This window comes from Streptomyces sp. NPDC055099, assembly GCF_053607685.1.
The window spans coordinates 18,744-35,796 of sequence record NZ_JBSGUA010000024.1 but is presented as its reverse complement, the minus strand read 5'-3'; the positions used below and the strand labels follow the sequence as shown (position 1 = coordinate 35,796).

Annotated in this window: 16 protein-coding genes; 3 read left to right on the top strand and 13 right to left on the bottom strand. The window is 69.0% G+C overall.

Translation table 11 applies throughout. From position 1 onward, the window contains the following. Positions 1-29: 29 nt before the first annotated feature. Both hisS and ACWFRU_RS37620 read right to left on the bottom strand, forming a co-directional pair. Positions 30-1,292 (bottom strand): histidine--tRNA ligase, encoded by a 1,263-nt coding sequence (gene hisS / locus ACWFRU_RS37625; RefSeq protein ID WP_453692605.1) that lies wholly within the window; start codon positions 1,290-1,292, stop codon positions 30-32. Between the two features lie 13 nt (positions 1,293-1,305). Next, entirely contained in the window at positions 1,306-2,010 is a 705-nt protein-coding gene (locus ACWFRU_RS37620) for an MBL fold metallo-hydrolase (RefSeq protein WP_453692604.1), read from the bottom strand. Positions 2,011-2,156: 146 nt separating this feature from the next. Between ACWFRU_RS37620 and ACWFRU_RS37615 the strand changes: the two genes are divergently transcribed. After that, a complete protein-coding gene (locus tag ACWFRU_RS37615; protein WP_453692603.1) occupies positions 2,157-2,978 on the top strand; it encodes a peptidylprolyl isomerase in 822 nt (273 codons plus the stop codon). A gap of 134 nt (positions 2,979-3,112) precedes the next feature. Then, a complete protein-coding gene (locus tag ACWFRU_RS37610) occupies positions 3,113-4,345 on the top strand; it encodes a DUF349 domain-containing protein (protein WP_363210998.1) in 1,233 nt (410 codons plus the stop codon). Positions 4,346-4,426: 81 nt separating this feature from the next. Here the strand turns inward: ACWFRU_RS37610 and ACWFRU_RS37605 are convergent, their stop codons facing one another. Then, complete coding sequence (locus ACWFRU_RS37605) at positions 4,427-7,012, bottom strand: RelA/SpoT family protein (protein WP_453692602.1); 2,586 nt, start codon at positions 7,010-7,012, stop codon at positions 4,427-4,429. Positions 7,013-7,194: 182 nt separating this feature from the next. Further along, complete coding sequence (locus ACWFRU_RS37600; RefSeq protein ID WP_453692601.1) at positions 7,195-7,734, bottom strand: adenine phosphoribosyltransferase; 540 nt, start codon at positions 7,732-7,734, stop codon at positions 7,195-7,197. Positions 7,735-8,040: 306 nt separating this feature from the next. Here ACWFRU_RS37600 and ACWFRU_RS37595 point away from each other — a divergent pair, with 306 nt between their 5' ends. Next, positions 8,041-8,424, top strand: coding sequence for a hypothetical protein (locus ACWFRU_RS37595; RefSeq protein ID WP_453692600.1), 384 nt, complete (start codon positions 8,041-8,043; stop codon positions 8,422-8,424). A 111-nt stretch (positions 8,425-8,535) separates the two neighbouring features. Here ACWFRU_RS37595 and secF read toward each other — a convergent pair whose 3' ends face one another. The 9 genes from secF to pdxS form a co-directional block, all read right to left on the bottom strand. Then, positions 8,536-9,666 (bottom strand): protein translocase subunit SecF, encoded by a 1,131-nt coding sequence (secF, locus tag ACWFRU_RS37590; RefSeq protein ID WP_453692599.1) that lies wholly within the window; start codon positions 9,664-9,666, stop codon positions 8,536-8,538. A 1-nt stretch (position 9,667) separates the two neighbouring features. Beyond that, positions 9,668-11,443, bottom strand: a complete 1,776-nt coding sequence (secD, locus tag ACWFRU_RS37585; RefSeq protein ID WP_453692598.1) for a protein translocase subunit SecD — start codon at positions 11,441-11,443, stop codon at positions 9,668-9,670. 144 nt (positions 11,444-11,587) lie between these two features. Further along, a complete protein-coding gene (yajC, locus tag ACWFRU_RS37580) occupies positions 11,588-12,055 on the bottom strand; it encodes a preprotein translocase subunit YajC (protein ID WP_453692597.1) in 468 nt (155 codons plus the stop codon). A 164-nt stretch (positions 12,056-12,219) separates the two neighbouring features. After that, the gene (gene ruvB / locus ACWFRU_RS37575) at positions 12,220-13,302 is read right to left on the bottom strand and encodes a Holliday junction branch migration DNA helicase RuvB (RefSeq protein WP_453692596.1); all 1,083 of its coding nucleotides are present in this window, start codon (positions 13,300-13,302) and stop codon (positions 12,220-12,222) included. Between the two features lie 47 nt (positions 13,303-13,349). After that, positions 13,350-13,958, bottom strand: a complete 609-nt coding sequence (gene ruvA / locus ACWFRU_RS37570) for a Holliday junction branch migration protein RuvA (RefSeq protein ID WP_365821004.1) — start codon at positions 13,956-13,958, stop codon at positions 13,350-13,352. Next, a complete protein-coding gene (ruvC, locus tag ACWFRU_RS37565; protein WP_453692595.1) occupies positions 13,955-14,566 on the bottom strand; it encodes a crossover junction endodeoxyribonuclease RuvC in 612 nt (203 codons plus the stop codon). The genes ruvA and ruvC overlap by 4 nt, the downstream gene beginning before the upstream one ends. Before the next feature lie 107 nt (positions 14,567-14,673). Further along, positions 14,674-15,426: a YebC/PmpR family DNA-binding transcriptional regulator gene (locus ACWFRU_RS37560; protein WP_160503798.1), complete on the bottom strand. Its 753-nt coding sequence runs from the start codon at positions 15,424-15,426 to the stop codon at positions 14,674-14,676. 77 nt (positions 15,427-15,503) lie between these two features. Then, positions 15,504-16,109, bottom strand: a complete 606-nt coding sequence (pdxT, locus tag ACWFRU_RS37555) for a pyridoxal 5'-phosphate synthase glutaminase subunit PdxT (RefSeq protein WP_453692594.1) — start codon at positions 16,107-16,109, stop codon at positions 15,504-15,506. Positions 16,110-16,121: 12 nt separating this feature from the next. Next, positions 16,122-17,036: a pyridoxal 5'-phosphate synthase lyase subunit PdxS gene (gene pdxS / locus ACWFRU_RS37550; RefSeq protein WP_363210987.1), complete on the bottom strand. Its 915-nt coding sequence runs from the start codon at positions 17,034-17,036 to the stop codon at positions 16,122-16,124. Positions 17,037-17,053: the final 17 nt, after the last annotated feature.

Here is a 17,053-nt window from a genome sequence, read left to right as displayed (position 1 = left end):
TCCAGCCCCTCCGGCCCACCACACTTGCGTCAGGCCAGCTTCGCCTTCAGGACCGCCACGATCTCGTCCACCGCGACAGCGGCCTGCTCGCCGGACTCCATGTCCTTCAGCTGCACGACGCCCTCGGCGAGATCCCGCTCACCGGCGACCACGGTGAACCGAGCGCCGGAACGGTTCGCGTTCTTCATGGCTCCCTTGAGCCCCTTGCCGCCGTACGAGAAGTCCGCCGCGACGCCCGCCTTGCGCAGCTCCGTCACCTTGGAGAACAGCACCCGACGCGCCTCGTCGCCCAGCGGCACCGCGAACACGCTGGTCGCCGAGGGCAGTTCGAGCTCCACGCCCTCCGCCTCCAGGGCCAGGACCGTGCGGTCCACGCCGAGCGCCCAGCCGACCGACGGCAGCGAGGGGCCGCCGATCATCTCGGACAGGCCGTCGTAGCGACCGCCGCCGCCGACCGCGGACTGCGAGCCGAGGCCGTCGTGGACGAACTCGAAGGTCGTGCGGGTGTAGTAGTCAAGGCCGCGGACCAGCTTCTCGTCGTCCTCGAAGGCGACGCCCGCCGCCGTGATCAGCTCGCGGACCTGCTCGTGGTACGCCTTGCACGCGTCGCACAGGTAGTCGCGCAGCATCGGGGCGCCGACCAGCTGCTTCTGGACGTCGGCACGCTTGTCGTCGAGGACCCGCAGCGGGTTGATGTCGATACGTCGACGTGTCTCCTCGTCCAGGTCGAGCCCGCGCAGGAAGTCCTGCAGCGCGGCGCGGTAGACGGGGCGGCACTCCTTGTCGCCGAGCGAGTTCAGCAGGATGCGGAACTGCTGCAGGCCGAGCGCGCGGTACGCCTGGTCCGCGAGGATGATCAACTCGGCGTCCAGAGCCGGGTCCTCGGCGCCGATCGCCTCGGCACCGACCTGCGAGAAGTGGCGGTAGCGGCCCTTCTGCGGACGCTCGTAGCGGTAGTACGAGCCGGAGTACCAGAGCTTGACCGGGAGGTTGCCCGCCTTGTGCAGGTTGGCCTCCAGGGCCGCGCGCAGCACGGAAGCGGTGCCCTCGGGGCGCAGGGCGAGCTGGTCGCCGCCCTTGGTCTCGAAGGCGTACATCTCCTTGGAGACGATGTCGGTGGACTCGCCGACGCCGCGCGAGAACAGCTCGACGTTCTCGAAGCCGGGCGTCTCGACGTAGCCGTAGCCGGAGTTCTTCAGGGGCGCGGAGATGGCCTCGCGCACCGCCAGATACTTCGCCGAGTCCGGGGGCAGGAGGTCGTACGTGCCCTTGGGGGCCTTGAAGGTGCTCACGGGTTTTCTCTCGTCACATTCCTCGTCGGGGAGCGTCGGCTCCCAGGCCGGCGGCCACCTGGCGCAGATACGGGTTGGTGGCGCGCTCACGGCCGATGGTCGTGTGCTCGTTGTGACCGGGCAGGACCACGGTCGAGTCGTCGAGCGGCAGGCACACACGCGCCAGCGATTCGAGCATCTCGTCGTGCGATCCGCCGGGCAGGTCGGTGCGGCCGATGGAGCCGGCGAAGAGCAGGTCGCCCGAGAAGAACACCGAGGGGACCTCGGCGGACTCGGGCAACTGGAACGTCACCGCCCCCTTCGTATGCCCCGGCGCGTGCGCGACGGAGAAGTCCAGACCGGCGAGCTTCAACCGGGCGCCGTCGGCCAGCTCCTTGACGTCGGAGGGCTCACCCACGGTCAGCTCGCCGAGCAGCTGCGCGCCGAAGGAACGGCCTATGGCCTTCTCCGGGTCGCTCATCATGTACCGGTCGTCGGGGTGGATCCACGCGGGCACGTCGTGCGCGCCGCAGACCGGGACGACCGAGGCGACATGGTCGATGTGGCCGTGGGTGAGGACGACCGCGACGGGCTTGAGCCGATGCTTCTTGAGCGCGTCCTCGACTCCCTCGGCGGCCTGGTGGCCCGGGTCGATGATCACGCACTCCTCGCCTGCGGCGGGGGCGACCAAGTAGCAGTTGGTGCCCCAGGCCCCGGCGGGAAACCCGGCAATGAGCACGATCGTCCTTCGTTCGTAGTGCGGCGGAGGTGACCGCGCGGGATCGCGGCAGATCAGAGCCTACCGGCGCTCCCGATTCCACAGCTAACCCATATACGGTACGGGGCACACAGAAGCGGTCATCCACGCAGAGGAGAGAGAACCCGGTGGTCAGCAACGATCAGCGGCGGCGTCAGCTCGCCCGGGAGAAGTTCTTGCGGCAGCAGCAGCGCCGGGAGGCCGCGCGGCGCAGGGCGCGGATGCGCAACGCGGTGATCGCCTCGGCGCTCGCGGTGATCCTGGCAGGCGGCGCGGTGTCGTACGCGGCGGGAGCCTTCGACGACGCCGGCAAGACCAACGACGAGGCGAACGCCAGCCCGACCACCAAGGCGGACCCCTGCGAGAAGCCCGCGGGCGGCAAGGTGAAGCCGCTCAGCTTCAAGAAGGAACCGAAGCTGACGGTCGACAAGTCGGCTGACTACACGATGAAGCTCGCCACCACCTGCGGCGACATCGACCTGAACCTGTCGGCGGCCAAGGCCCCGCACACGGTCAACTCCTTCGACTTCCTGGCGAAGAAGGGCTACTTCGACCACACCAAGTGCCACCGGCTGACCGCGGGCGGCATCTACGTCCTGCAGTGCGGCGACCCGAAGGGCACCGGCGAGGGCGACCCCGGCTACTCGATCCCGGACGAGAACCTCAAGGACAAGCGCCTGAAGGGCAACGTCTATCCGGCGGGCACGGTCGCGATGGCCAACCGGTACAACGCCGACAAGAAGACGGGCCGGGACACCGGCGGCAGCCAGTTCTTCCTGGTCTACCAGGACAGTCAGCTCCCGCCCGACTACACACCGTTCGGGACCATTTCCGATTCCGGGATGAAGGTGCTCAAGAAGATTGCCGACGCCGGCGAGAGCACCGGCCAGGGCGACGGCGCCCCGAACGCGACGGTCGTCATCAACAAGGCGACCATGTCGAAATCCTGACCGCCGGGAGGCAAACTTCGGACGCGCGGGATGCGGACAGCATCCCCGCCGGTCGCCTATGTTGGCGGTGACGAAACTGTGGACGATGCCGGGGGCCCCGAGGCCCTGCGCAGGCATCATGTGGAGGAGGCGCTGTGAGCAGCGACCCGTGGGGCCGCGTCGACGAGACGGGGACCGTGTACGTGCGCAAGGCCGACGGCAGCGAGCGCGAGGTCGGTTCGTGGAAAGCGGGGTCTCCTGACGAGGCCCTGGCCTACTTCGAGCGCAAGTACGACGGTCTGGTCGTCGAGATCGGACTTCTCGAGCGCCGGGTGAAGACGACCGACCTGTCGGCCAAGGACGCCATGACCGCCATCGACCACCTGCGCCAGCAGGTGGACGAGGCCCACGCGGTCGGCGATCTGGACGCCCTGAGCACGCGCCTGGACAAGCTCGTCGAGACCGTCGACGCGCGCCGCGAAGAGCGCAAGGTCCAAAAGGCCAAGCAGTCGGACGAGGCCAGGCACGCCAAGGAGGCGCTGGTCGTCGAGGCCGAGGAGCTCGCCCAGAGCGAGCAGTGGCGGGCGGCGGGCGAGCGGCTGCGTGCCCTGGTGGACACCTGGAAGGGTCTGCCGCGCCTCGACCGCAAGTCGGACGACGAGCTGTGGCACCGCTTCTCGCATGCCCGCTCGGCGTTCTCCAAGCGGCGCAAGGCCCACTTCGCCTCGCTGGACGCCCAGCGCGAGGAGGCCCGCAAGACCAAGGAGAAGCTGGTCGGCGAGGCCGAGGCCCTCTCCAACTCGACCGACTGGGGTCCGACGGCCGCGCGCTACCGCGACCTGATGACCGAGTGGAAGGCCGCGGGCCGCGCCCAACGCGAGCATGAGGACGATCTGTGGAACCGCTTCCGCGGCGCCCAGGACGTCTTCTTCGCGGCGCGCAGCTCGGTCTTCGCGGAGCGCGACGCCGAGCAGACGGAGAACCTGAAGCTGAAGGAGGAGCTGGCCGAGGAGGCCGAGAAGCTCGTCCCGGTGAAGGACCTCAAGTCGGCGCGCGCCGCCTTCCGTACGCTCAACGAGCGCTGGGAGGCCATCGGCCACGTCCCGCGTGACGCGCGGCCGAAGGTCGAGGGCCGGATGCACGCGGTGGAGCGTGCCCTGCAGGAGACCGAGGAGGCCGAGTGGCGCCGGACGAACCCTGAGGCGCGTGCGCGTGCCGAGGGTCTGACCGGTCAGCTGCAGGCCGCCGTCGACAAGCTGGTCGACCAGATCGAGAAGGCGCGTGCCGCGGGCAACAACGCCAAGGCCGACAAGCTCCAGAAGGAGCTCGACGGCCGCCAGGCGCTGCTCGACCAGGCCCTGAAGGGTCTGCACGAGTTCGGCGGCTGATCGGCGGCTGAGTTTTTCGCACGCTACGTAGAGGGGCTCCCGTACATCACGTACGGGAGCCCCTCTACGTAGTGGCCCGGTTTACGGCCTGCGCGCCGACGTCACCCTGTACACGTCGTACACACCCTCGACTCCCCTGACTGCCTTGAGCACATGGCCCAGGTGCTTGGGGTCGCCCATCTCGAAGGTGAAGCGCGAGGTGGCGACCCGGTCGCGGGAGGTCTGGACGGCCGCGGACAGGATGTTCACGTGCTGGTCCGACAGGATGCGCGTGACGTCCGAGAGCAGCCGCGAGCGGTCGAGGGCCTCGACCTGGATGGCGACCAGGAAGACCGAGGACTGGGTGGGCGCCCACTCGACCTCCAGGATGCGCTCGGGCTCGCGGGAGAGCGAGTCGACGTTCACACAGTCGCTGCGGTGGACCGATACGCCGCTGCCGCGCGTGACGAAGCCGATGATCGGGTCCCCCGGCACCGGCGTACAGCAGCGGGCCAGCTTGACCCACACGTCCTCGACGCCCTTGACGACGACGCCGGGGTCGGCGTTGGCGCGGCGCTTGCTGCGGCTGCGCGAGGGCGGTGTGCTCTCGGCGATGTCCTCGTTGGCGGCTTCCTCGCCGCCGAGCGCCTGGACGAGTTTCTGCACGACGGACTGCGCGGTGACGTGGCCTTCGCCGATGGCCGCGTAGAGGGACGAGATGTCGGGGTAGCGCATCTCGTGCGCGAGGGTGACCAGGGAGTCGCCCGTGAGGATGCGCTGGATCGGCAGGTTCTGCTTGCGCATGGCGCGCGCGATGGCGTCCTTGCCCTGCTCGATGGCCTCGTCGCGGCGTTCCTTGGAGAACCACGCGCGGATCTTGTTGCGCGCCCGCGGTGACTTGACGAAGCCGAGCCAGTCGCGGGACGGGCCCGCACCGGCCGCCTTGGAGGTGAAGACCTCCACCAAGTCACCGTTGTCCAGGGTCGATTCGAGCGGCACGAGCCGCCCGTTGACCCGGGCTCCTATGGTGCGGTGGCCGACCTCGGTGTGCACCGCGTACGAGAAGTCGACCGGCGTAGCACCCGCCGGGAGCGCTATGACGTCGCCCTTGGGCGTGAACACGAAGACTTCGTTGCGCGACAGGTCGAAGCGCAGCGACTCCAGGAACTCGCTGGGGTCCTCGGTCTCCTTCTGCCAGTCCAGGAGCTGGCGCAGCCACGCCATGTCGTTGAGGTGGTCGTCCTTGCCGCCGGCCTTCCGCGGCACGTCGGTGCGCACCTTCGAGGCGCCGGCGACGGCCTCCTGCTTGTACTTCCAGTGCGCGGCGATGCCGTACTCGGCGCGGCGGTGCATGTCGAACGTACGGATCTGGAGCTCGACGGGCTTGCCGTTGGGGCCGATGACCGTCGTGTGCAGCGACTGGTACATGTTGAACTTCGGCATCGCGATGTAGTCCTTGAACCGGCCGGGGACCGGGTTCCATCGCGCGTGCACGGTGCCGAGAGCGGCATAGCAGTCGCGGACCGTGTCGACAAGGACACGAATCCCCACCAGGTCGTAGATCTCCGCGAAGTCACGGCCGCGGACGATCATCTTCTGGTAGACGCTGTAGTAGTGCTTCGGGCGGCCGGTGACGGTGGCCTTGATGCGGGCCGCGCGCAGGTCGGCCTGGACCTCGTCGGTCACTATGGCGAGGTACTCGTCGCGCTTGGGGGCGCGCTCGGCGACCAGGCGCACGATCTCGTCGTACATCTTGGGGTAGAGGATCGCGAAGGCGAGGTCCTCCAGCTCCCACTTGATGGTGTTCATGCCCAGGCGGTGAGCCAGCGGAGCGTAGATCTCCAGCGTCTCGCGGGCCTTCTTCTCCTGCTTCTCGCGCTTGAGATACCGCATCGTGCGCATGTTGTGCAGGCGGTCGGCGAGCTTGATGACCAGGACGCGGGGGTCCTTGGCCATGGCGACGACCATCTTGCGCACGGTCTCGGCCTGCGCTGCCTCACCGAACTTGACCTTGTCCAGCTTGGTGACGCCGTCGACGAGCAGGGCGACCTGATCGCCGAAGTCGCGCTTGAGGGTGTCGAGGCCGTACTCGGTGTCCTCGACGGTGTCGTGCAGGAGCCCGGCCATCAGGGTGGCCGGGTCCATGCCGAGCTCGGCGAGGATCGTCGTCACGGCGAGGGGGTGCGTGATGTACGGGTCGCCGCTCTTGCGCTTCTGCCCGCGGTGCCAGCGCTCGGCGACCTGGTAGGCCTTCTCGATCTGGCGCAGCGTCGCCGTCTCGATCTTGGGGTCGTTGCTGCGCACTATCCGCAGCAGGGGCTCCAGGACCGGGTTGTACGGGTTCGAACGCTGGACGCCGAGGCGGGCCAGGCGGGCGCGCACGCGGTTGGAGGAGCCGGAACGCTCGTTCTTGGCCGCGGTGGGGCGGGGCGTGGGCGTCGTGCTGCCCGCTCGGGCCTCGGTGGGGGGCTTGGGGCGCGACGGATCGGCGGCCGGCCTCTCGCGGGGGCCGCTGTCGCCCGGCGCGCTCGGTGCGGACGTGGTGCTGGGGGGCGTGCTCTCCCGCTTCGCCGGCGTCGCGCCCTTGGCGGGCGGCGCGCTCTTCGCGGGCGCGGCAGCGGGTGCCGCCGCGCTCTTGGCCTGCTCTGCGGCCTTGGCGGCGGTGAGTGCCTTGGACTCGTCTGGCAAGAGGCGCTCCCTGTGCGCGATCCGGGTCCCCCGGTCAGGCCCCGAAGAACCCATGGTATCGATCCTGGACCTTCGGCTCGCCTTCAGCCCGTGAGACAGCTCACTACAGGAGAAACACCTGAGGCGGGCGCCGGATTCCTCCGGGCCCGCCTCGAGGTGTGCGTGGTGGCTGCTCAGACGCCTCAGACGGTGAGGAGGGCCTCCAGCGGGGCGCCCTCCAGGGCCGTCTCCAGCTTGGCGCGGCCACCGAGGAAGCCGAGCTCCATCAGGACCGCCACCCCGGCGACCTGCGCGCCCGCACGGCGGATGAGCCGCAGGGACGCCTCGGCGGTGCCGCCGGTCGCCAGGACGTCGTCGATGACCATGACGCGGTCGTCGGCGGCGAGGTCCTCGGCGTGCACCTCGATCTCGGCGCTGCCGTACTCCAGGTCGTACGACTGGCTGAGCGTCGCTCCGGGGAGCTTGCCCGCCTTGCGTACGGGGATGAAGCCGAGCCCGGCGCGCAGCGCGGCCGGGGCGCCCAGGATGAAGCCGCGGGCCTCAAGGCCGACGATCTTCGTGGCGCCGTACCGCACGGCGAGGTCCGCGAGGGCCTCGGTCAGCGCGGCGAAGGCCTCCGGGTCCGCGAGCAGCGGAGTGATGTCCTTGAACATCACCCCGGGCTCGGGGTAGTCGGGGACGTCCCGGATGCGGCTGAGCAGCAGTTCCTGTACCTGGGTCATCCGCCCGCACCTCGTTGTTGTTGATCCGAACGCCTCGTTCGTCGCGGCGAGTCACTTTAGCAAAACCTGATGATCCCACCCCGCCCGCGCCAACCCGCCCGACTCGGCGGGATGCCCCCACCCGTACAGCTAGTGCAAATTTAAACGGAGTTGGCAGATAGCGAACCTCAGACTTTGCTCAAGCGACTGGAGTCGAAACGCGGCCGCGTGGCAAGATCATCCGCGACCGCCCCTTCTCGGGGCTAAAACGGAGGAACAGTGCACATCTCTCGCAAGATTGCCACCGGGGTCGTTCCCCTCGTGGCGATGACCGCTCTCGCCGGGGCGGCGTCTCCCGCAGGCGCCGCCAGCGAAAAGACCACCAAGAACGCATCGGTCACGACCATGGCCAGTTGCAACGGCTGGCAGAACGCCGGCGGAGTCGCGGGCCGCTGGACCAAGTCCAAGGACCCGTGCTCGCTGTGGGGACACAAGGGCTTGAAGGTCCGCTACCGCTGGGCGGCGGAGCGCGGTACGCCCTGCATCAAGGTCAAGGGCTTCAAGTACAAGAAGTCGACGAAGAAGTACGTGGCCAAGTGGTACAACGCTGGCTGCGGCAAGAGCGGGTTCATCAAGAACGTGCCGTGGGGGAACGTCGCGGCGCACCCCGAGATCAAGATCAAGGGCTTCTCGCTGCTCAAGTGGCAGTAAGCCTCGTCGGCTCCTGAGCTGAATCGAGAACGGGCTCCGCTCCTCATATGAGGAGCGGAGCCCGTTCTTCTGCTTTCTGTTCTTCTGCCGAAGCCGGACGCCCGGCCTCGGTCAGCGGCGCTTCCCCGAGGGACGGCCACGGCCGCGGCCGCGAGGCTGCGGCTGCGTACGGCGCTGGACGCCGACCACTCCGGCCGCAGCCGGGACGTCGTCCGTCTCGGGATCGTCACCGTCACGCGGCGACGCCTCGGCGTCCAGCGACTCTCCCTTGGCGGCTGCGGCCGCGCGTTTGGCGAGCACCCGCTTCTTCAGGGCCTTCATCGCCGGCTCGCGCTCCTTGAGGTCGGCGACGAGCGGCGTGGCGATGAAGATCGAGGAGTACGCTCCGGCCGCAAGACCCACGAAGAGCGACAGCGAGATGTCGTTCAGCATGCCCGCGCCGAGCGCACCGCCACCGATGAACAGGAGGCCCGCGACCGGAAGGAGCGCGACCACCGTGGTGTTGATGGAACGCACCAGGGTGCTGTTGATCGACCGGTTGGCGATCTCGCTGTAGGTGAACCTCGTCTGCTTGGCCGCGTCCTTGCCCTGCTCCTTGAGCGAGTCGAAGACGACCACCGTGTCGTAGAGCGAATAACCGAGAATGGTCAGCAGACCGATCACTGTGCCCGGGGTGACCTCGAAGCCGACCAGGGAGTAGATACCGACCGTGATGGTGATGTCGTGGATCAGGGCGACCAGTGCGGCGACTGCCATCCGCCACTCGAAGGCGATCGCCAGATAGATCACGCAAAGGACGAGGAAGACAGCGAGGCCGGTCCATGCCTTGTTGGCGATCTGTTCACCCCAACTGGGGCCGACCAGATCCGCGTTGACGTCCTTCGCCGGGACGCCGAGGTCCTTGGCGAGCTCTTCCTTGATCTGGTCGGACTTGTTCGTGTCCACACCCGAGATCTGGACACGCATCGTGTCGTTGCCGAGCTTCTGGACGATGGCCTGGTGTCCCGAGGCCTTCTCCGCCGACTCCTGGGCCTGTTCGACCGAGGCGGAGGTCTTCGGCGTGGTGAAGACCGCACCGCCCTTGAACTCGATGCCCATGTTGAGGCCTTGGACGGCCAGGGCGACGATCGCCGTGATGGTGATCAGGACAGAGACGCCGTACCAGATCTTGCGCTTGCCGATGAAGTCGTAGCCGACTTCGCCGTGGAAGAGCTGGGCGCCGAGGTTGCCGAGCTTCGACATCTCACGCCTCCTTCGGGTCGGAGCCAGCGGAACCAGGGGCACGGCGGGTGCGGCGCAGCGGGGGCTTGGCACCCAGCCGCGTCGGGTCGATCCCGGACCACTTGTGGCCGCTCGCGAAGAACTTCTTGCGGGCCATGATCGTCATCAGCGGCTTGGTGAAGAGGAAGACCACTACGACGTCGAGCAGAGTGGTCAGACCGAGCGTGAAGGCGAAGCCCTGAACCTTGCCGACGGTGACGATGTAGAGCACCGCAGCAGCGAGGAAGGACACGAAGTCCGAGACCAGGATGGTGCGCCGGGCGCGCGGCCAGGCCCGCTCGACGGCGGGGCGTAGTGTGCGGCCCTCGCGGATCTCGTCCCGGATGCGTTCGAAGTACACGATGAACGAGTCCGCGGTGATACCGATCGCAACGATCGCACCACACACCGCGGGCAGGTTCAGTGCGAAGCCGATGGCCGGACCGAGCAAGGTCATGATCGTGTACGTGAGGACGCCGGAGGCGACGAGGCTCAGCAGGGCGATGAAGGCCAGGCCCCGGTAGTAGGCCACCAGGTAGATGACAACCAGCGCCAGACCGATGGCACCGGCGATCAGACCGGCGTGCAGCTGCTCACCGCCGAGCGCGGCGGTCACGGTGGTGACGCTGTCCTCGTGGAAGGTGAGCGGCAGGGCGCCGTAGGACAGCATGTTCGCCAGGTCCTTGGCCGACTCCTGGGTGAAGCTGCCGCTGATCTCGGCGTTGGAGCTCAGCTGCGAGCTGACGCGCGGGGCCGAGACGACGTCTCCGTCCAGAACGATCGCGAACTGGTTCTGCGGCTCGCTCTGCTTCATCAGCTTGCCGGTGGTCGCGGCGAACTTCTTGGAGCCGTCCTTGGTGAAGTCCATCGTGACGATCCAGATGCCACGCTCGGGGTCGAGCACGGCCTTGGCGTCCTTGACGTCCTTGCCCTCGACCTCGGCCGGGCCCAAGACGTACTTCTCCCACTGGCCGGCACTGTTCTTGCCGCAGGCCGCCATCGGGTCGCTCGGCTTGACGCCTTCGGTGGCCTCGACCCGGCTGCTCTGCTTGGTGCAGTCGAGCGCGGTGAACTTCTCCTGCAGCTTCTTCGTGGCCGCGTCCGCCGAAGGGGTCGGCGACGGGGCGTCGCTGCCCTTGGGCTTGTCCGATGCCTTGGGCGTCGGAGTGGGGTCGGCCTTCAGGGCGTCGGTGACGGCACGGCCCTTGGGGCTCTCGGTCGCGCCGGGCGAGGACGCCGCGTCCTTGTCCTTGCCGTCCGCGCTGTCCGCGCTCTCCTTGCCGTCCTTGTCACCCTTGTCGGTCGCCTCCGGCGTACCGGACGGGCTTGCGGAGGGATCAGGGGTCGGCGCTCCGGCCGCCATCGTCATCACGGGACGGAAGTAGAGCTGCGCAGTCGTGCCTACCTGCTCGCGCGCCTGCTTCTGGTTCGTCCCCTTGGGGATGTTGACGATGATGTTGCGGTCGCCCTGGGTCTGGACCTCGGCCTCGGAGACACCGAGACCGTTGACACGGCGCTCGATGATGCCCACGGCCGTGTCCATGTTGGTCTTGTTGACCGCATTGGGCTTGCCGGGCTCACTCTTGGCACCGAGCGTGATGCTCGTTCCGCCTGCGAGGTCGATGCCCAGGCGCGGGGTGGTGTGACCGGAGAGGAACATCCCCCCGGTGAGCGCCACCATGGCGATCAGGATGAGGGCCAGGGAACGGCCCGGCCTCCCCTGGCCGCTCTGCCTCCGGCCCTTCTTCGGTGCTGCCACCTTCTCGTTTCTCCCTGTCCAACCGCCCGGAACCCATTACGTGCCGTGGGCGGCCATGAAATGGTGTCGAGACCCGTCACGAAACCCACGCACTACGGGGACCGTGGCAGCGCGAGCGGCGCACCCCACGGACCCCGGTGGTGGTTACTTCGTGTCGGACTCGCCGTCGGTCTTCTTCGGCTCGGCGTCGTCGGCCTTGGGGGCGCTGTCCGCGTCCTTCTTGCCGAGGTCGATGGGCGAGTCGTCGGAAGCGTCGGCGGCGGGCTCGTCGGTCTCGGTGAGGGAGGAGGCGTCGTCCGGGACGACGGGGTCGTCCGACTTCACGGCACTCGTGCCGTGCACGATGCGGTTGTACTCGTCGTCCTCGAGGACGGCGCCCACGGAGTTCTTCGCGTAGAACGCGTGCACACCAGGAGCCACCTCAAGGAGGACGGCGTCGTCGTGAACCTCCTTGACGGTGGCGTACATGCCCCCGATCGTGCGGATGCCGGTGCCGGGCTGCATCTCATTGCGCATCTGCGCGGCCGCCTGCTGCTTCTTCTTGGCGGAGCGCGTCATCAGGAACATGGCCCCGATGAGCACGATGAAGGGGAGGAGGGTCACGATATTCACGGGACGGAGTTTCCTTCGCATGACCGCGCAGATAAGCGGCCTGATGGACGGGGGTGGGCACGCCGCCCACAAGGGCGGCATCGGCGGAGTCTAAGCGAGTCCGCACCTAACGAACAACGCTCAGCATGGCACCGCAGTTCCTGACCGGGCGAGTACGCGCGCCGTCACGCCCCGAACAGGTCCCCTTGTCCGATTCCGCCCGCCTGCCGCGGTGGAACAAGGCCGAGATGCGCCCATGCGGCGGGCGTCCCGACCCGGCCACGGGGGGTGCGCGCGAGCAGTCCCTCCCGCACCAGGAACGGCTCGGCGACCTCCTCGACCGTCTCGCGCTCCTCCCCCACGGCGACGGCGAGCGTCGACAGGCCGACGGGTCCGCCGCCGAAGAGCTTGAGCAGCGCCTCGAGGACCGCGCGGTCGAGGCGGTCGAGGCCGCGGCCGTCCACCTCGTAGACCTTGAGGGCGGCGGCCGCGATGTCCCTGTTGATCTCTCCGTCGGCCTTGACCTGCGCATAGTCCCGTACGCGGCGCAGCAGGCGGTTGGCGATACGGGGCGTGCCGCGCGAGCGTCCGGCGATCTCGGCGGCGCCGGCCGGGTCGATCTCCACGTCGAGCAGCTGCGCGGAGCGGTGGATCACGCGCTCCAGCTCGGCGGGTTCGTAGAACTCCATGTGCGCGGTGAAGCCGAAGCGGTCGCGCAGCGGCGGCGGCAGCAGGCCCGCCCTGGTCGTGGCGCCGACCAGGGTGAAGGGCGGCAGCTCCAGCGGGATGGCGGTGGCGCCGGGACCCTTGCCGACGATCACGTCGACGCGGAAGTCCTCCATCGCCATGTAGAGCATCTCCTCGGCGGGCCGCGACATCCGGTGGATCTCGTCGAGGAAGAGCACCTCTCCTTCCTGGAGGGAGGAGAGGATCGCCGCGAGGTCGCCCGCGTGCTGGATGGCCGGGCCGCTGGTGATGCGGATCGGGGCGCCCATCTCGGCCGCGATGATCATCGAGAGGGTGGTCTTGCCGAGGCCGGGGGCTCCGGAGAGCAGCACGTGGTCGGCGGTGGCACCCCGGGCGCGGGCGGCGCGCAGGACGAGGTCGAGCTGCTCGCGGACCTTCTCCTGGCCGATGAACTCGTCCAGGTCCTTGGGGCGCAGGGCGGCCTCGACCGCCTGGTCCTCGCCGTCGGCGGACGCACCCACGAGCCGCTCGGCCGCGCCCGCCGGGGCGGTCGTGTCGTCGGTGGTCTCGTCCCAGTTCATGAACTCGCCTCGCGATGTGGTTCTGGTGGTGAAGGGGCCGGCACGTGCTAGCGGGTGCGGTTCAGCGTCTGGAGCGCGGCCTTGAGGAGCTGGCCCACCTGCGGCTTCTCTGACGCCTCGGCCTGCGGGGTGACGGCGGCGACGGCTTCGTCGGCCTCGCGCGTCGCGTACCCGAGGCCGATCAGCGCCGCGTGCAGTTGGTCGCTCCAGCCGGAGGTGACGGGGGTGCCGATGGCGGGGCCGCCCGTGCCGAGGGGCTCGCCGAGGCGGTCCTTGTACTCCAGGAGCAGCTTCTGGGCGCCCTTCTTGCCGATGCCCGGGACCGCGGTGAGCGCCTTCTCGTCACCGGTGGCGACCGCGCGGCGCAGCGCGTCCGGGCTGTGCACGGCGAGCATGGCCTGCGCGAGGCGCGGGCCGACGCCGCTCGCCGTCTGCAGGAGCTCGAAGGTCTGGCGCTCGTCGTCGTCCGCGAAGCCGTACAGGGTGAGGGAGTCCTCACGCACGACCAGGGAGGTGGCGAGCTTGGTCTGCTGGCCGACCCGGAGCGTGGAGAGGGTGTTCGGCGCGCACTGGACGGCCATGCCGATGCCACCGACCTCGACCACCGCGGAGTCGGGGGCGAGGGCGGCGACGGGGCCGCTGACGAAGGCGATCATGCGGTACGGCCTTTCTGTGCTGCCCGGGCTGTGCGGGCGGTCGGGGCTTTCGGGGCTTTCGGGGTCTTCGAGGCGTGCAGGGCCGCCGCCTGCTGGAGGCGGTTCTGGGCCACGGCCTGCTGGAGGCGGTTCTGCGCCGGGGCGCGCCAGATGTGGCAGATGGCGAGGGCGAGCGCGTCCGCGGCGTCGGCGGGCTTGGGCGGTGCGTCGAGCCGCAGGAGGCGGGTGACCATCGCGCCGACCTGCGCCTTGTCCGCGCGGCCGCTGCCGGTGACGGCGGCCTTGACCTCGCTGGGCGTGTGCAGGGCGACGGGGATGCCGCGCCGGGACGCGCAGAGCATGGCCACGGCGCTCGCCTGGGCCGTCCCCATCACCGTGCGCACGTTGTGCTGGCTGAACACCCGCTCCACCGCGAGGACTTCGGGGTCGTGCTCGTCGAGCCACTGCTCGATGCCCTGCTCGATGGCGACCAGACGGTGGCCGAGCTCGGCGTCCGGCGGCGTCCGTACGACACCGACGCCGCGCATGGTGAGCGGTCGTCCGGCCACTCCGTCGACGACGCCGACGCCGCAGCGGGTGAGCCCTGGGTCGACCCCCAACACGCGCATGAATCCCCTCCCGTTGCCTGTCCGTGCAGGTTATCGGGTCCCTCTGACAACGCGACGGGCCGACGGGGTGTGTCCCGTCGGCCCGTCAGCGCTTCGAAGGGGCGCGCCTACGCGTCGACCTTCTCCATGACCTCGTCGCTCACGTCGAAGTTGGCGAAGACGTTCTGCACGTCGTCGCTGTCCTCCAGCGCGTCGATCAGCTTGAAGATCTTCCGGGCCCCGTCCTCGTCCAGCTCGACCTGCATGGTCGGGACGAAGTTGGCGTCGGCCGAGTCGTACTCGATGCCGGCGTCCTGGAGCGCGGTGCGGACCGCGACCATGTCGGTGGCCTCGGAGAGGACCTCGAAGGACTCGCCGAGGTCGTTGACCTCTTCGGCGCCCGCGTCCAGGACCGCGCCGAGGACGTCGTCCTCGGACAGCTCGCCCTTGGGGACGATGACGACGCCCTTGCGGTTGAAGAGGTACGAGACAGAGCCCGGGTCGGCCATGGAGCCGCCGTTGCGGGTCATCGCGACGCGTACGTCCGAGGCCGCGCGGTTGCGGTTGTCCGTGAGGCACTCGATGAGCACCGCGACGCCGTTGGGGCCGTAGCCCTCGTACATGATCGTCTCGTAGTCGGCGCCACCGGCTTCGAGACCGGCGCCGCGCTTGACCGCGGAGTCGATGTTCTTGTTCGGGACCGAGCTCTTCTTGGCCTTCTGGATGGCGTCGAAGAGGGTCGGGTTACCGGACACATCGGCGCCGCCCGTGCGGGCCGCGACCTCGATGTTCTTGATCATCTTCGCGAAGAGCTTGCCGCGCTTGGCGTCAATCACGGCCTTCTTGTGCTTCGTCGTAGCCCATTTAGAGTGGCCGGACATCTGCCTGTCTCCTTCGCGTTACCCAACCTGTACGAACTCCCCCGACCCTAAGGGACCAGGGGGACCCCCGGATCCTACTAGGATCGCGCCGCCGCGTTCCCCCGCACCATCCCGACGAACAGTTCGTGGATGCGATGGTCGCCCGTCAACTCGGGGTGGAACGACGTCGCGAGGGCGTTGCCCTGGCGCACGGCCACGATGTGTCCCTCGTGCTCGGCGAGCACCTCGACGCGCGCGCCGACCGACTCGACCCAGGGGGCGCGGATGAAGACACCCTCCACTGGATCGCCGTCGATGCCCGCCACGTCGACGGCCGCCTCGAAGGACTCGTTCTGCCGCCCGAAGGCGTTGCGGCGCACGATCATGTCGATGCCGCCGAAGGTCTCCTGCTCCGAACGCGGATCGAGGATCTTGTCGGCGAGCACGATCATGCCCGCGCAGCTGCCGTAGACCGGCATGCCGTCCCGCACGCGCGCGCGAAGAGGCTCCATCAGGCCGAACAGGGTGGCCAGCTTGGAGATCGTGGTGGACTCGCCGCCGGGGATGACCAGGCCGTCCACCTCCGCCAGTTCTTCGGGGCGCCGGACCGGCCTGGCCACGGCGTCCGCCGAGGCCAGGGCGATCAGGTGCTCCCGTACGTCGCCCTGGAGTGCCAGGACGCCGACCACAGGGGTGTCATTCATCTGTGGAGTGCCTTACCAGCCGCGGTTGGCGTAGCGCTCGGCCTCGGGGAGGGTGTCGCAGTTGATGCCGACCATGGCCTCGCCGAGGTTGCGGGACGCGTCCGCGATGATCTTGGGGTCGTCGTAGAAGGTGGTGGCCTTCACGATGGCGGCGGCGCGCGCGGCCGGGTCGCCCGACTTGAAGATGCCGGAGCCGACGAAGACACCCTCGGCGCCGAGCTGGCGCATCAGGGCGGCGTCCGCGGGGGTGGCGACGCCACCGGCCGAGAAGAGGACCACCGGCAGCTTGCCCAGCTCGGAGACCTCCTTGACCAGCTCGTACGGGGCACGCAGGTCCTTGGCGGCGGCGTACAGCTCGTTGTTGTCGAAGCCGCGCAGCCTGGCGATCTCGTTCTTGATCTGGCGCAGGTGGCGCACGGCCTCGACGACGTTGCCGGTGCCGGCCTCGCCCTTGGAGCGGATCATGGCCGCGCCCTCGGCGATGCGGCGCAGGGCCTCGCCCAGGTTGGTGGCGCCACACACGAACGGGGTCGTGAAGGCGAACTTGTCGCTGTGGTTGACCTCGTCGGCCGGGGTCAGGACCTCGGACTCGTCGATGTAGTCGACGCCGAGGGACTGCAGCACCTGGGCCTCGACGAAGTGGCCGATGCGCGACTTGGCCATGACCGGGATGGAGACGGCCTCGATGATCTCTTCGATCATGTTCGGGTCGGACATCCGGGCGACGCCGCCGTCCTTGCGGATGTCGGCGGGGACCCGCTCCAGCGCCATGACGGCCACTGCGCCGGCGTCCTCGGCGATCTTCGCCTGCTCGGCGTTGACGACGTCCATGATGACGCCGCCCTTGAGCTGCTCGGCCATGCCGCGCTTGACGCGCGCGGTGCCGGTCTCGGGCGACTGGTTGCTGCTGGGCAGGGTGCTGGACACGGAGTTGACCTCACTCG

What these genes read in the sequence shown, in the direction of transcription:
- ACWFRU_RS37560 (WP_160503798.1), bottom strand. Translation starts at nt 15,426, where the DNA reads ATGTCCGGCCACTCTAAATGGGCTACGACGAAGCACAAGAAGGCCGTG.
- ruvC (WP_453692595.1), bottom strand. Translation starts at nt 14,566, where the DNA reads ATGCGCGTGTTGGGGGTCGACCCAGGGCTCACCCGCTGCGGCGTCGGC.
- ACWFRU_RS37600 (WP_453692601.1), bottom strand. Translation starts at nt 7,734, where the DNA reads ATGACCCAGGTACAGGAACTGCTGCTCAGCCGCATCCGGGACGTCCCC.
- secF (WP_453692599.1), bottom strand. Translation starts at nt 9,666, where the DNA reads ATGTCGAAGCTCGGCAACCTCGGCGCCCAGCTCTTCCACGGCGAAGTC.
- ACWFRU_RS37595 (WP_453692600.1), top strand. Translation starts at nt 8,041, where the DNA reads ATGACCGCTCTCGCCGGGGCGGCGTCTCCCGCAGGCGCCGCCAGCGAA.
- pdxT (WP_453692594.1), bottom strand. Translation starts at nt 16,109, where the DNA reads ATGAATGACACCCCTGTGGTCGGCGTCCTGGCACTCCAGGGCGACGTA.
- ruvB (WP_453692596.1), bottom strand. Translation starts at nt 13,302, where the DNA reads ATGAACTGGGACGAGACCACCGACGACACGACCGCCCCGGCGGGCGCG.
- ruvA (WP_365821004.1), bottom strand. Translation starts at nt 13,958, where the DNA reads ATGATCGCCTTCGTCAGCGGCCCCGTCGCCGCCCTCGCCCCCGACTCC.